Genomic DNA, 15,053 nt, shown 5'->3' with positions numbered 1-15,053 from the left:
CGCATTGCGGGGTTTTTCGCGGGTGTTTTTCTAGAGGCATGAATATCGAAAACAGCCCCTCATGTTAAGTCTTTGATGTCTAATATCATACATCCTATAATTTTACATTAAAGTATAAAATATTACATGAGGGGAGGACATAAAGTCATGGAAACGAAGGAAGGCATAAAGTTTGATATCGAGCGAGAGCGGCACAAGCTTCACAAGATAAAGCAGCGGTATCGTGATTTTAATCATCCCAAAGTCCTCAGACAATCGATTGTGCTCGACGAACTGATTAATCAATATAATCGAGTCCTTAGAGAGAACAAGCCGATTGCTTGAACAATCGACTTGGCGTATGGATAGCTTTTCTTATAGTCCGTATAAGCGAACGGCATTCTCGTATAACCGCTCCCGCGCCGCAAGCACGGATACCCCTTGAAGCTCTGCCCAGGCAGCGGCAACGGCGGAGGTCATCCGAGGGTGGGTCATCTGCCCGGCAAAGGGACCTTCGAACGGCCAAGGTCCATCGGTCTCGGTCATAACAAGATGATCGGGGTACAGGCGAGCAATTTCACGAATTTCATCTTCATACAGGATATCAGGCGTAAAGGAGATATAATATCCGTTACCCGCCATCCGCAGCAAGGTGTCACGAGAGCCCTTAAACCAATGGAAATGGGCACGGGTGACGCCATATTTTTCGAGCAAGCGACATGCGGTTTCCGCATCTTCATATACAGCATGCAGAATCACAGGTTTATGATGCTTTTTCGCAAAAAGAATAAATTGTTCCAGTAGATATTCATATGGACGGTTATCCCACGAACGGCCCTCGGATTCAGCTTCTAATTTTGCATAATAGGGGAGACCCACCTCACCGACGGCAATCATGTCATCGGCATGTTCTTCCATCCAGTCCAGCAGCGCCTTCGTTTCAGCAGAGGAGGGGACAGGCTGCTCCGGATGATAACCGAATGCAGCCCGTACCATTGTTCCGTACAGCCGGGACAGCTCCAGATTCCGTTTGCAGGAAGCCAGATCCATAGAGACAGAGATGATGCTCTGAACCTCGCTATGCCGGATATCCGCCACAATCGCTTCCTGATCGGATAACGAATAACGGTCCAGATGAATGTGGGTGTCTAACAGTGGAGCTCCGGCCCCTGTTTGCGTTAGTGATTTCATCGTTACATACCCTTTCTACCAAGCTTTCTCGAAGCTCTGTGGCATTGATGTGATGGAAGCTGGATGATGAATGATTATTCTGTTTACGGTTCACGTTGTTACTGTCCGCGTTCTTGCTGCTCCTCCCGCATCATGGCGGATATTTCGGTTTTCAGCGTGATGAAGGATGGATCCAGCAGAATTTCCTCACGGCGTGGACGGGGGAACGGGACCTCGATTCGTTTTAAAATGGCCCCAGGCCGCGCCGACAGAATATAGATGCTGTCGGAGAGCAGAAGTGCTTCCTCAATATGATGGGTAATCATCAGCACCGAACGGCGCGTCTCCTCCCATATATCGAGCAGCCAGCGCTGCATATCACTGCGTGTCAGTGCATCGAGTGCGCTGAAGGGCTCATCCAGGCACATCACTTCCTGCGGGCTCATCAATGCGCGCAGGAAGGCGGCCCGCTGCTGCATCCCTCCTGAGAGGGTATGCGGATACGCCTTCTCGAAGCCGGCAAGTCCGGCCCGTTCCATCCAGCGCCGGGCATTTGCCCTGGCGACGGCCTTCTGGGTTCCTCTGAGCTCCTCGGGAAGCAGCACGTTGTCCTCCACCGTTCGCCAAGGGAACAGGGCAGGCTGCTGAGGCATGTAGGCAATGAGCCCTTTTTTTCCCGTTACGTCACGACCATCCATGAAGACTGAGCCGGAATCAGGAGCCGTTAAGCCACCGATGATGTGGAAAAGTGTGCTTTTTCCGCTGCCTGACGGCCCGATAATCGAGACGAATTCACCGGGCTGTACCTGAAGCGCAAGGTCATCCAGCACATGAACCTCGCTGCGTCGGTCGCGGAAGGTTTTCCGAAGGTTTCGTACCTCCAGCGCAGGCGTTCGAGAGGCTTCCACGGAGGGGGGATTAAGCCCACCCTGGACCGGCGGAGCAACTTGTTGTGTCATATCGCGAAATACCTCCTTCATTAAGGATGATCGTGTATTGGCCCATGACTGCTGGGCATTAGCTTTTTCGGTTCCAACGGATCAGCCGTTTCTCCAGCAGGGTGATAAGCAGAACCATCAGCAGGCTGAGCAGGACGATGACCAGAATCGCAACGAATACCCGATCCGTGCGGTAGCCGGATTTTTGCAGCATCATGTAGTAACCGATTCCCCGGTCGGAGCCGATCCATTCTCCGATGACCGCACCCATGACGGAATAGGTGGCCGCGATCCGAATCCCGGAGAAGATGGAGGGAAGGGCATGAGGCAGCTCCAGCTTGGTAAAGATTTGCCATGATGTAGCCCCCGCCATCTGCATGTAATTCATCATGGTGCGATCGGTTCGGGCGAGCCCGTCCAGAGCCGCAACGGCCACCGGGAAGAAGCAGACCAGGGTAATCACAATAACCTTGGGCAGCATGCCGAAGCCGAACCAGATCATGAGGAGCGGCGCAAGGGCGATAGTCGGTACATTCTGGCTAAGAATCAGAAGCGGATAAAGAGCTGTTTTGAGAAAAGGCACCATATGCAGAGCCAGTGAAATCACAAGTCCGATTGTTGTTCCGATGATAAACCCGATCAAGGTTAGCTGCAGGGTGGCTAATGTATGCTGGAAAAGACCGGCAGCACCGGTAACTGCCTCGGATCCGATCGCCGTTGGCGCAGGCAGAATAAATTTTTCGATATCGAAGATCGATACCGCCGCCTGCCATACCAGCAAAAAGAAGAGGACCGCCACAACAGGCGGCCAGACGGAGCTCCACCAGCTTCTCATGGACGATATTTCTCAGTCAGCTTATCCATGCTGATGCCGCTCGGATGATGTGCGATTTTGACCTGGGATATGATGCTGGGACTTCCCGCATTCACCAGCGCCTCATGCATGCGCTCGACGATCTTTAGCAGCTCGGAGAGTTCTCCTTCCATGGTTGTCTCCAGTGCATGGACCTCGTACTTCACACCCGAATCCTCAATAACCTTGATCGCTTCATCCACATAAGGGATGCTGTCCCGTCCACCCGGCGTCCGGGGTATCACTTGAATGCTCAAGAGGGTGTTCGCCATATATAATCCATCCTTTCGTGCAGCGATATGATTATGAAAGAGAGACAGCCTGCTGTCAGGCCGACTCTCTTCTTGATAGAAAAAGACCTTATGGTTGTTCCGGTAAAAAATCATTGGTGAACGCGCGGTCTGCATCAAGCTCTTTCTCCAGCAGTTTGCGCTCAAACATCCAGTCGGCATACCCCGACCATACTTCGGCTTTCTGTTCACCCCAACGAGGCGCATCATCCTGATAGCGGGGACTCAGCCATTTCTGGCTGGCCAGAACCAGCTCGGCATCCAGATCAGGCACGGCCTTCGAGAGCAGCGCTGCTGCATCCTCAGGATGCTCAATAGCATGGTTGTATCCTTTGGAAGTAGCCCGCATGAAGGCTTTGACAAGCTCAGGGTCCTCTTGGATCAGCTTCTCGTTGGTCACGATGACCGGCGTGTAATAATCGAGCTGGTCAGAGTAGTCCTTCACATAGATCATATCAAGCGGCTCATTGCGGAGCTCGGCTTCGATGCCCGTCCAGGCGTAGAATATCCAGGCGAAATCAATGTCGCGTTTGACGGCAGTAAAATAATCGGCATCGCCCATGTTGACCATATTAACTTTGCTGACATCGGCACCGTCGATCTCCATGATGGATTTCATGACAGCTTCCTCAACGGGGGAGCCCCAGCCGCCATAGGATTTACCTTCGAAATCTCCAGCCTTCACGATCCCTTTGTCCTTGGGAGCGGCAAAGCCGGATGTATTATGCTGAATGATCGCCGCAATGGAGACGAGCGGCAAGCCTTGCGTTCTGGCGAGGGTTACCCCTTCCTGATAGCTGATGCCGAACGGCACGTTACCGGATGCGACCAGCGTATCCGTTCCACCGGCTCCCGGCTGGACGATCTGGACGTTGAGCCCTTCCTCCTCATAATATCCGAGCTCCTTCGCTGCATACAGACCCGTGTGATTGGTATTGGCGGACCAATCGAGCATCAGCTGCACGTCACGGAGTTTCCCAGGACTCTTGGCGTCTTCTCCTTCAGCGCCTGTGTTCTTGTTCTGTCCGCCTGTACCGCATCCGGCCGCAACCATCAGCAGGACACAAGCGAGAAGCAGGGGGACCCATCTTCCCTTCTTCATCGTGTCTTCTCTCCTTATGAGTTCTATTTCTATTACCTCGTAACTCCACAAAAAAAACGCCCCGATAATCTCAGGACGCATGACGGCGTAAGTGTATAGTACGGCAAATATGGCTGCCGCAAACATTGGCTTCCTACGCTGGCATTACCCAGATCAGGTGTAAGGGTCAGTATCAAAGCGGATACACTCTCAGCCGGCTAAATTCCAGCTCCCCCGATATTTATGAAGTTTCGATCAGTACATCCGTTATTATAGTCCTAACACCAAGACCTGTCTAGTTTTCGAAAAAGGTCATGAACAGGACAGGCCTTATGTAGGGAACCGCGTTTAGGCAGCCCAAGAGTTCAGCATATGAACATTTTAAGAGATGAAATGTTGGATACCGTGCTGCGTGCGGGTTAACGCTGGAAGAACTCGATCCATTCCCCTTCGGGACCATGCACGAAGAAATAACGGTAGCCGTTCGGGAGAGTGACGATTTCCTCGTCCAGATGAGGAACTTCAAGTCCTTGGACGCGTGCATACTCTTCTTCAATATCATCCGTACTGACTGCAAAATGGTGCACCGTTCCTTCCGAAGGCAGCGAGTCGCTGTAACCCTGGATAAGTTCGACTTCCGTTTCGTCACTTCCATTAAATCCGAGGAACGCGAGTTGAATGACCCCATTGGTATGAGTCAGGCGATTCTTTAGTTCAAGGCCGACTACCGACGTGTAAAACGCTATCGTGGCTTCCAGGTTTCGGACTACAATACCAACATGATCCAATCGTTTCTGTGACACTGCCATACACCCTTTCCGGTTCGTATAAGATATGAAGAATAATATCATATGATTCCTATACGTCAAGTAGGTGATTGATATAGTAACTTTTCAGGTTTTCACGTGTTTAATTGAGTGTAGTCCTTGCATTTGAAGTACACCCGTCCAGTAGAAAAACTTCATTATATAGATCTTCTAGCGATGTGCCGGATAGATGATTTTTCTTTGATTTCCTCGTCTTTACTTTTGGATGGGTAAAAAGTATCATGAGGAATAGAGAGCTTAATTCAAAAGACCTAAATCATCCATCGTGTACAAGCTTACCTTTTTGCCAAGGGGGAGTGCTTATGAGTCCAACTCCAGCAGATCATCTGTGGATTCGACTCGCCATTATATATGCATTTATTCAGATAATGACTGTTCTGTGGATGCCTGATGCTTTATCGCTTCAGCGTGTGCTAGTCATTATTGCTCCTATGGCCGCCTCCGTGTATTTAATCCGGGTCAGCCGGCGTTATAAGGCACATCTTCGCAGGTTTTGGTTTATGGTAAGTATCGGACTGATGGCCGATGCAGCGGCCCGGATCGTCTCCTCCTTTTTTTTCGGGTTCGGGAAAGAGAGCGCTTTCCAGATATCCAGCTATTTCTGGGGACTGGAAGTGATCCTGTTCGCCAGCTGCCTCATCTATTTGTTCCGGCATGTTCAAGGCCCGCTAAGGGGGCTGCGGTTTATGCTGGATATCGTCATCGTTGGCGTAACGTTCATGACGGTGGGCTGGGAGTATTTAATCAAGCCCGAACTTCAGGACAGTACGTATTCGGGGGGGACTGGAAGCGTATGGGTGGATATGCTGTTTCCGCTGTGCGGAATGGTACTTATTTTCTTTACCGTGGTGTTGTATTTTAATACCAGGCAATTAGGGAAATGGGCGGTCATTTCATTAAGTCTTGGCGGAAGCGCTTATATTATGGGTGATGCTCTGCACTTTTATCTCGTCCATTTCGTGAATCTCGAAGTTCGTGCATATCTTGATCCTTTACATACGTTATCTGTGTTTTTCATTGCTTCTGCAGGTGCACAGCCCGCTCCCGATACCGGAAATCAAACGGTGAAAGAGAGGGAACCGCGTCCTGTAGGAACCTTGATTGTCAGATATTTGCTTCCATATGGCGTGCTGGGCGGAATGTTTGCCCTCATGGCGCAGCGGTTCGGTGGCTGGAACGGTCTGTTTACCGGTCTATCCCTGTGCGTCATTCTGATTCTGTTCCGCCAGATCCTGATCCAGTATGAGAATGACCGCTTGTTACATCGACTGCATGAAAGTCTGAGGCAGAGCGAATCGCTTGCTCACCGGGATGATCTGACGGGATTGTATAATCGTCGTTACTTCAACGCAAGACTGTCCAGCTCCTTGTTAGAGGCCGATCGGACAGGATCGCGGGTAGGGCTTCTCTACATGGACATGAATCGTTTCAAAAAGGTGAATGATCGTTATGGCCACCGTGCCGGAGATCTGTTGATCCGCAAGGTTGCATGCCGCCTTCAGTCGCTGGAATCCAAAGGGATTCTGGTGTCCCGTCTAGGGGGAGATGAATTCACCGTGATGATCCAGTCGGCCGGGGAGGATCAGGAGCTGATCTGGATGGCGGAGGAGATTTGGATGCTGCTCAGCGAGCCTTATGAACTGGAGGGATATGAAGTTAGAACGTCGCCGAGTATCGGCATTGCCGTGTATCCCGATCATGCCCGGAACGATCAGGAGCTCATTGGCCGTGCGGATGCAGCGATGTATGCCGCGAAGGAGCGGAATGCCCGCTGGCACTTCGATGTGGACCGGACGATGCAGCTGCAGCTTTTGGATCAGAAGATTGAATAAGGGATGGATAACCAGAAATATCGACAATGCGTTGTTAAAAGCAATATAAGTCGATTTTTGTAGATTAAAACCCTATCATTGCACGAATCTTGCGCATTTCTCATAAAACAGGTCATAACTTCGATATAAAATCCATAAAATGCAAAGAAATCATATTCAAAATGCCGATAAGAAGCATAGTGAGAGCTAGCTTGCCAAGGAGGACGAACATGATTTGCGACAATTGCAGCACCTTTGAACCGATTGAGGACCAGGGGACCGTTCATATGAAGCCTGCAAGCGGTGAGCTTATTGGCTTGCTTGCACTGAACGGCTACACGGTACAAGAGAACAATGAGGGTTGTGCTGTGAACTATAAGGAACTTGCGGAACTAATCTCCATGATAAAGTGTCTGCAACCCCTTCCGCTGAAGATTCGTCAAGAGCTGTCCTTCTGTGTTACCGGTGGAGAAGCTCCACAGATCCGGCATACGTGGACCCCTATGCAGAAGTTCGAGCTGCAGATGGAGCATTACGATATGGTCAATGTCATTTTACATAAGCAGTTTACGAGCTATATGCAGCCCATTGTAGATCACTTTGAGCAGATCGTTGCATATGAGTTTTTGCTTCGTCCGATAGAGGGGGGAGTCGCGTTCCAACCGTATGAGCTGTTTGAGACCGCCCGAAAAACCGGACTGCATTCTTTTCTGGACCGAGCGGCACGAACCTGTGCAATTGAAACCAGCGCAGAGTGGCTTCCTTTAGGTGTGAAACGTTTCGTAAACTTCCTGCCATCGTCGATATATGATCCTCAGATGTGTCTCAGTCATACTTTTAATACCATCGACAGGCTCCATTTGGATCCGAGGGATTTCGTGTTTGAGGTTGTGGAGACCGAGAAGATCGATGATGTGAAGCACCTCCAATCGATATTCGAGGTTTATCGCAGTCACGGGATCTCGGTAGCCATGGACGACGTAGGGGCGGGCTATTCCACGTTGGAGCAGATGATCAGGCTTAAGCCGGATTATGTGAAGATCGACCGGAGTCTTATCGACCATTGCGATCGAAATGCCGCCCAGTAGAAGCAGCTTGAAATGATCACGAACATGGCTCATGATTTCGGGGCTATGGTGCTGGCTGAAGGCATTGAGAGACGGGAGGAGTTTCATTTTTGCCGAGATATCGGGATCGAGCTCTCGCAGGGGTATCTGTTCGGTAAACCATCCGAGCGCCCTCCGCGTGATCCGCATTCTCAACTGATCTATTCATAGCCTACATAATCGGTAAATACCTGCCAAAGTGAGAATGAAGCTCGCAGCTGATTGGTGAAGCCTTGGCTTGGACCCTGCAAATACAGATACCTGCCAAGGATGAGAATGGGCCCCTTCATAATGAGAAGGGATGCTTGAGGGGCCCATTCTCTATATACAAACAAGAGCCCTGGAATAATATCCAGGGCTCTTGTTTATGGGAGGGGAAGGGACATGATGTCCCCGTTGTCCCCGTACCGCTTATCTTGCAGCTTTTACCTCTCCAAGTCCGCTAATGCTGTATTCTTTGCCGTTCACGTTCAGGACAGCAGGTGTATCCGTCTCGTTCACGATGATGGTCTCGCTGCCTTTCACGTTGACCTTCAGTCGGGATCCACGGAACATGACCTTGAAGGAGAAGGAAGACCAGTGACCCGGAATGAACGGATTCAGGTGCAATACGCCGTCTTTTACACGAAGGCCGCCGAAGCCGTGCACAACGGACATCCAGGTTCCTGCCATGCTGGTTGTATGACAGCCGTCCTCGGTATCGTTGTTATAGTTGTCGAGGTCCAGGCGAGCTGTACGAAGGTACATCTCGTACGCTTTCTCCTGATATCCAAGCTCGCATGCGAGAATGGAGTGTACGCAAGGAGAGAGGGAGGACTCATGTACCGTGAACGGTTCATAGAAGTCGAAGTTGCGTTTTTTCGTTGCCAGATCGTACTGGTCGCCCAGGAAGAACAATCCTTGCAATACGTCAGCCTGTTTGATATATACCGAACGCAGAATGCGGTCCCAGGACCAGTTCTGATTCAGCGGCAGATGTACAGGGTCCAATTCCTTAACGGGAACAAGTTCCTTGTTGAGGAAACCATCCTGCTGCAGGAATACGCCGAGCTCCGCATCTTCCGGATAGTACATTTTGCTGATGATATCCTGCCACTTGTCCGTTTCTACCTCTTGCAGCTCGAGCTTCGCCGTAAGCTCTGCATAGCGGGAATCCTCGTTCTCTTTCAAATATTCCAGCACATCAAGGGTGTATTCCATCGTCCAGCTGGCAATCCGGTTGGTATACCAGTTATTGTTCACATTGTTCTCGTACTCGTTCGGTCCGGTTACACCCAGCATCATATACTGATCCTTCGCGGGGACATAATTCACGCGCTCTTCCCAGAAACGGGAAATTTCCACGAGCACTTCCAGTCCGTATTGACCAAGATAAGAGAAATCGCCGGTATAGTTAACATAGTTATAGATGGCGTACGCAATGGCGCCGTTACGGTGAATTTCTTCGAACGTAATTTCCCATTCGTTATGGCATTCCTCACCGTTCATCGTCACCATAGGGTAGAGAGCACCTTTGGTGAAACCAAGCTTCCTGGCATTTTCCTTCGCTTTTTCCAGGTGTTTATAGCGGTAGATGAGCAGGTTGCGGGAGATGCTGGCATCCGCGGTGCTCAGGTAGAATGGCAAGCAGTAAGCCTCGGTGTCCCAATAGGTGCTGCCGCCGTATTTCTCCCCGGTAAAGCCCTTCGGTCCGATGTTCAAGCGGTCGTCCTCGCCGCTGTAAGTCTGGTTGAGCTGGAAAATGTTGAAGCGGATCGCCTGCTGGGCTGCCACATCGCCTTCGATAACGATATCGCTTTCCTTCCATTTGTCGCCCCAAGCTGCAGCTTGCTCCTTCAAGAGCAGCTCAAATCCGGTTTCGACGGCCGGCTCCAGCACCGCACGCGCTGCGTTCACCAGTTCGCCCAAGCCATGATTGCGGGAAGTGACGTTGGCGACATATTTATAGACGGTGATGACCTCACCTTCTGATACGGATACACTTGCACGGTTGGCGGCATATTTCTCTTGTTCTATCAGCTCTGCTTGCACATCAAGCTTTTCGCCGTTCTTCACGATGTTGTAGGACATCACGGACGTCACATGAAAATCGAGTTTCTTGGTTTTTACAGTTAAGGAAGCTGATCCTTGAGCCGCTTCCTTGAACACTTCCAGCCAGAACTTCTCGTCATAGTTGGAGTCTTTGTTCTTCACATCGCCATCAAGATAAGGCGTGATGGTCAGCTCACCAGCAAAATTAAGCGGGGTCACAGCATAACGGATGGCTCCGATCTCATGGCGCACAATGCTCACAAAGCGGATGGCTTCGACTTTAAGCTCCTTGCCGTCTTCCATGACAGCGGTAAAGCTGCGAGAGAGATAACCTTCCTTCATATTCAGCTCACGGACAAAGTTCTTCACTGTGCATTTCGCCAAATCAAGCGGCGCACCGTTGATTTCGATGCCAATGCCAATCCAGTTGGTGCTGTTCAGCACTTTGGCAAAATATTCAGGGTAACCGTTCTTCCACCAGCCTACACGGGTTTTGTCCGGATAGTAGACACCGGCCATGTAGCTGCCTTGCAGCGATGAACCGCTGTAGGCTTCCTCAAAGTTGGCACGCTGGCCCATAAATCCGTTACCGATACTGAATACACTTTCCGAGATTTCATGCGTATGAGGATCAAAGCCCTCTTCAATAATTGACCATTCATCTAGCTTTAAATATTGTTTCACAATCATCGGCTCCTTTATAAGTAGGGAAAATGGTTGCATATCTATATGGGATGATGCTGCTAGAGTTGCCCAAAGCGTATGAGCTCATGCTTCTACAATTCCAGCAGACGGTCCACCGTGAACTCTTCCAGGGAGGATAGAACGATGCTGGCGCGTCCCAAGGTTTCAGGGGATCCAATGCCGACACTGCGCATACCGGCGCGAGTGGCAGCTTCGATTCCGGCTTCTGCATCCTCGAATACGACACAGGTATCAGGCTGAACGCCAAGTTCATGGGCCCCCATGGTGAAAACCTCCGGATCCGGCTTCGCTTGGCTGGTCTTCGTTCCGTCGATAATGGCATCGAAATAAGGGGTGAGGCCGGTATTGTTCAAGATCAGCATGGCGTTCTTGCTGGCCGAGCCCAGAGCAACCTTAATACCGCGGGCTTTGAGAGCCTGGATAAAGTCGAGGGCTCCGGGCAAAATCTCGGATTCATCCATTTTGGAAATATACTCGACGTACCAGGCGTTTTTCTTCTCCGCAAGTGCCAGCTTCGCGTCTTCATCAAGCGTCATTCCGCCGATTTCAAGCAGAATATCGAGGGAAGCCATCCGGCTGACTCCCTTCAAGCGTTCATTATCCTGCTCGGTGAAATCAAAACCAAGCTCCCCGGCAAGACGCTTCCATGCAATGTAGTGATACTTGGCGGTATCCACCAGAACGCCGTCAAGATCGAATAAACAAGCAGTTATGGATGACATGATAATCCTCCTTAAGAATATTAGTGCAAACGTTTGAACCAAGCAGCAAAAATAAAGGAAGCACCACGATGCTTCTTTATTTTGAAGTACTTTGCGTCGTTATCATTTCCATTCCACCAGGCGAGTCTAGGATTTGGGCAGCGAATACATCGAGGATTCGCGGATCATCAACCGGTGCGGAATGATGTAACGGTGCGGCAGTACCGTCTTGTCATCGTTACGAACAGTCTGGATCAGTGCTTGGGAAGCAGTGTAACCCAGGTTGTAAATGCCGATGTCCACACTGCTCAGCGGCGGGGTCGACAGTTCGGTCAGCGAGATGTTGTTGAAGCTGATAATAGATACGTCTTCGGGTACCTTGTAACCGAGCTCGTGAAGTCCGCGCAGCACGCCGAAGGATACAATATCATCTACAATGACGAGTGCAGTCGGGCGCTCGGGCAGGTTCATGAAAAAGGACATGGCGCGATAGCCGCTTTCCTGAAGGAATTCACCTTCGACGATCCATTCTTTTCTCATCTCAAGCCCCGCATCGGCGAGTGCTTTTCCATAACCCTTCATCCGGTCCTGAGACACGATCAGGTTAGGCGGACCGCTGACAAAGCCGATTCGTTTATGCCCGAGGGAGATCAAATGCTTGGTTGCGTCATAGGCTGCCTGCACATTATCGGTATCGACGGATAACAAGTCAGGATATTTCTCACTTCGGCCGACAAGCACGAACGGGTAGTTGTTAGACTTGAGAAAATCGACGACCTGGTCATCCTGCCTGGAGTACAGCAAGATTGCACCATCGACACGCCGACCGTTAAGAAGCCTGGATACGGCTTCGACCTCTTCCTTCTCGTTGCCGCCCGAGCTGATTAACACATCGTATCCGGAACGGTTCGCCTGTGTGACAATACCGCGGATCAGCTCCATGAAGAACAAGTTGAGGAACAGCTCTTCCGCTGGTTTTGGCAGGATGACGCATATGCTTTCTGTCGTTTTGGAAACCAGGCTCTTGGCCATAATATTGGGATGGTAGCCCATTTCCTCCATAATCTCTTTCACTTTGCGCGAGGTTTCGCGGCTGATTCTCGGATGATTGGAAAGCACCCGTGAGACGGTGGAGGGGGATACGCCCGCTCGTTTTGCGACATCTTTAATCGTTACAGACATAGTAGGACCTCCAGTGGAACCGTTTGCGTTTTTTTGAAAATAAGAAAGCGACTACTGGAGTCTCCCTTATTTCACAAGAATAACTTCCGCTAGAGCGCGGTCCGTTGTTCTTTATTTAATTGTGGGTCTGTCAGGCCCCGAGTATACTTGATACAGGCAGATCTAAAGCTATATAGGTACAGTATGTTAAACGGTTTCACACTGCTATATTAACGTTTATCGAAATGCTTGTAAATACGTATCCAAGTCAGCTGAGCGCAATTATTCACAAATGCACTAAAAAAGAAGAAAGGATTAGAAATCAGGAGAAAGGCGGGTATTATCACGTGAAAAAACCGGAAAATAACTTAATACGGCCTTGTGCAAACGATTTAACAAAATGGAAGAGTGGGTTATGATATAGTTGGGTTAAATAACCAGGGATACCGGGAATCTGAGATGGAATTCAAGACATGCTGTATTATGTAACCGTTTTATTTCTAAATTTCGTTTAATATTATTCAAACGTTTGCGCTGATGATGGCGAATTACAAGCATAGCAAGGCGGATTTCAGTGAACTTAATATATATCCAACAGGGGGAAATAGGTATGGTGCATAAAAAAAGGAGTACACGTAAGGCTGTGCCTCTATGGCTGGCAAGTTTCGCGCTTGCGGGAGGTTTACTTGCCGGCTGCAGCGGCGGCGCGACTCCACCTCAAGAGGAAGCTGTGCCGAAGGCCACACAGGAAACCAAGCAGCCTGACATCCCGGCACCTGCTCCGCAGGAAAACAAGGTGGATGAGCAGCCATCCGATGTTTATTACGAAATCTTTGTACGTTCATTCTATGATTCCGATGGAGATGGAATCGGTGATTTGAAGGGTGTCATCGAGAAGCTGGATTACCTGAATGACGGAAATCCGGATACATCGGATGATCTTGGCGTGACCGGTATTTGGCTGATGCCCATTAATCCTTCACCAAGCTATCATGGCTATGATGTAACGGACTATCGCTCCATACATCCGGATTACGGGACGCTGGAGGACTTTAAGACGCTGCTTGCGGAAGCGGATAAGCGTGGAATCAAGATTATCATGGATTTGGTTGTCAATCACACAAGCACGGAGCACCCGTGGTTCAAAGAGTCCGCGGCTGATCAAGCTTCCACGATCCGGGATTGGTATATCTGGGCTGAGGATCAGGGTAAAGCACCTTCCGGTTCCAGCGCAGCCGGGAGCGGCTCCCCGTGGCACGAGATGAACGGTGCCCATTACATGGGCACATTCTGGGGCGGAATGCCGGATCTGAACTTCGATAACCCCAAGGTACGCGAGGAGATGAAGGATATCGGCAAGTTCTGGCTGGAGCTCGGCGTGGATGGTTTCCGGATTGATGCCGCCAAGCATATCTACGAGGATCTGATGTCTGACAAGGGTGAGGCAACCACGGCAAAGAATACGGCCTGGTGGCAGGAATTCCGCACCAGCATGAATGAGGTGGACCCGGACGCTTATATCGTGGGTGAGATTTGGGATAACTCCGCTGCCGTTATTGCGCCGTACCTGGATAACGCCTTCGATTCCGGCTTCAACTTTGGATTGGGCGAGAGCATCGTGGGTGCAGCGCTCAACGAGAAGGATAACAACCTTGCCTTCACGCTGGAGCGGATGTACGGCTTATTCAGTCAAGTATCCGGTGGCAAGTTCACGGATGCGACATTCCTGACAAACCATGATATGAATCGTGTGATGTCTCAGCTGAACAATGATGAGAATCATGCCAAAATGGCTGCTGGCATCCTGCTGACGATGCCGGGCAATCCATTTATCTATTATGGGGAAGAGATCGGCATGAAGGGGGCGAAGCCGGATGAGCAGATCCGGGAGCCGATGATCTGGTCCAACACGGGCAGTGATAAGGGGCAGACGACATGGGAGCCCTTGAAGCATAACCGGGGGGATGCCGTGCAGGGTGTGGAGCAGCAGATGGGGGATGCGAATTCCCTGCTGTCCCGTTACCGCACGCTAATCAGCTGGCGCAATGAAATGCCTGCGCTTCAGAACGGAACCATTGAATCCTATGCTTCCGGAAATGCGCAGGTCATGGCTTACTTCCGCCGTACCAACGACAACCAAGCGCTTGTGGTCCATAATCTGTCCGGCAAGGAACAGACGGTGGATGTGGCATCGAAGAACGGAGAGAGCGGGTTCTCATCACTGTCGAGAACAACAGACGACAGTGCGGCATTAAACGGCAGCAGCTTAACGCTGCCGCCGTATACAACCGTTGTAATGGAGTAGGCTGCGTTCATTCCTATAGTGAAACATAACAAGGACCCCGAGCCCCTGGAAGGAGGCGTGCTCGGGGTCCTTTTTTGGGGAAGGGACTTTCATGA

At 50.5% G+C, this 15,053-nt stretch carries 12 protein-coding genes, 1 pseudogene and 1 riboswitch; of the genes and pseudogenes, 4 read left to right on the top strand and 9 right to left on the bottom strand.

The annotated features are described in order from the left end of the window. Positions 1–147 precede the first annotated feature (147 nt). Positions 148–324, top strand: coding sequence for an aspartyl-phosphate phosphatase Spo0E family protein (locus B9D94_RS25680; RefSeq protein WP_006207952.1), 177 nt, complete (start codon positions 148–150; stop codon positions 322–324). A 30-nt stretch (positions 325–354) separates the two neighbouring features. On the opposite strand, the gene B9D94_RS25675 is transcribed toward B9D94_RS25680, so the two are convergent. The 6 genes from B9D94_RS25675 to B9D94_RS25650 form a co-directional block, all read right to left on the bottom strand. Continuing rightward, positions 355–1,170: a TatD family hydrolase gene (locus B9D94_RS25675; RefSeq protein ID WP_006207953.1), complete on the bottom strand. Its 816-nt coding sequence runs from the start codon at positions 1,168–1,170 to the stop codon at positions 355–357. Positions 1,171–1,268: 98 nt separating this feature from the next. Further along, positions 1,269–2,108: an ABC transporter ATP-binding protein gene (locus B9D94_RS25670; protein WP_006207954.1), complete on the bottom strand. Its 840-nt coding sequence runs from the start codon at positions 2,106–2,108 to the stop codon at positions 1,269–1,271. A 58-nt stretch (positions 2,109–2,166) separates the two neighbouring features. Further along, positions 2,167–2,922: an ABC transporter permease gene (locus tag B9D94_RS25665; RefSeq protein ID WP_063478476.1), complete on the bottom strand. Its 756-nt coding sequence runs from the start codon at positions 2,920–2,922 to the stop codon at positions 2,167–2,169. Further along, on the bottom strand, positions 2,919–3,212 hold the full coding sequence (locus B9D94_RS25660; protein WP_006207956.1) for a thiamine-binding protein: 294 nt from the start codon (positions 3,210–3,212) through the stop codon (positions 2,919–2,921). Before B9D94_RS25660 ends, B9D94_RS25665 begins: the two co-directional genes overlap by 4 nt. Before the next feature lie 88 nt (positions 3,213–3,300). Next, positions 3,301–4,332: an ABC transporter substrate-binding protein gene (locus B9D94_RS25655; RefSeq protein WP_006207957.1), complete on the bottom strand. Its 1,032-nt coding sequence runs from the start codon at positions 4,330–4,332 to the stop codon at positions 3,301–3,303. Positions 4,333–4,445: 113 nt separating this feature from the next. Further along, a riboswitch (TPP riboswitch) is annotated at positions 4,446–4,557 on the bottom strand. Between the two features lie 173 nt (positions 4,558–4,730). Continuing rightward, the gene (locus tag B9D94_RS25650) at positions 4,731–5,120 is read right to left on the bottom strand and encodes a VOC family protein (RefSeq protein WP_036644123.1); all 390 of its coding nucleotides are present in this window, start codon (positions 5,118–5,120) and stop codon (positions 4,731–4,733) included. Positions 5,121–5,440: 320 nt separating this feature from the next. On the opposite strand from B9D94_RS25650, the gene B9D94_RS25645 reads away from it, so the two are divergent. Further along, positions 5,441–6,970, top strand: a complete 1,530-nt coding sequence (locus tag B9D94_RS25645; protein ID WP_006207959.1) for a GGDEF domain-containing protein — start codon at positions 5,441–5,443, stop codon at positions 6,968–6,970. Positions 6,971–7,131: 161 nt separating this feature from the next. Further along, positions 7,132–8,226, top strand: a pseudogene (locus B9D94_RS31980) (EAL domain-containing protein). A gap of 240 nt (positions 8,227–8,466) precedes the next feature. Here B9D94_RS31980 and B9D94_RS25635 read toward each other — a convergent pair. The 3 genes from B9D94_RS25635 to B9D94_RS25625 all read right to left on the bottom strand — a co-directional run bounded on the left by B9D94_RS25635 (position 8,467) and on the right by B9D94_RS25625 (position 12,674). After that, positions 8,467–10,770, bottom strand: coding sequence for a glycoside hydrolase family 65 protein (locus B9D94_RS25635; protein WP_076151178.1), 2,304 nt, complete (start codon positions 10,768–10,770; stop codon positions 8,467–8,469). Between the two features lie 92 nt (positions 10,771–10,862). Next, positions 10,863–11,513, bottom strand: a complete 651-nt coding sequence (gene pgmB / locus B9D94_RS25630; RefSeq protein WP_076151177.1) for a beta-phosphoglucomutase — start codon at positions 11,511–11,513, stop codon at positions 10,863–10,865. Between the two features lie 126 nt (positions 11,514–11,639). Next, on the bottom strand, positions 11,640–12,674 hold the full coding sequence (locus tag B9D94_RS25625; RefSeq protein ID WP_006207964.1) for a LacI family DNA-binding transcriptional regulator: 1,035 nt from the start codon (positions 12,672–12,674) through the stop codon (positions 11,640–11,642). A 589-nt stretch (positions 12,675–13,263) separates the two neighbouring features. Between B9D94_RS25625 and B9D94_RS25620 the strand changes: the two genes are divergently transcribed. Continuing rightward, entirely contained in the window at positions 13,264–14,958 is a 1,695-nt protein-coding gene (locus tag B9D94_RS25620) for an alpha-amylase family glycosyl hydrolase (RefSeq protein WP_148248320.1), read from the top strand. Positions 14,959–15,053: the final 95 nt, after the last annotated feature.

Origin of the sequence: Paenibacillus sp. Cedars (genome assembly GCF_003184205.1) — a bacterium.
Taxonomy (GTDB): Bacteria; Bacillota; Bacilli; order Paenibacillales; family Paenibacillaceae; genus Paenibacillus_AQ; species Paenibacillus_AQ glucanolyticus.
Note: the sequence above shows the minus strand (reverse complement) of the source record. Positions and strands in the feature narration are given on the sequence as shown.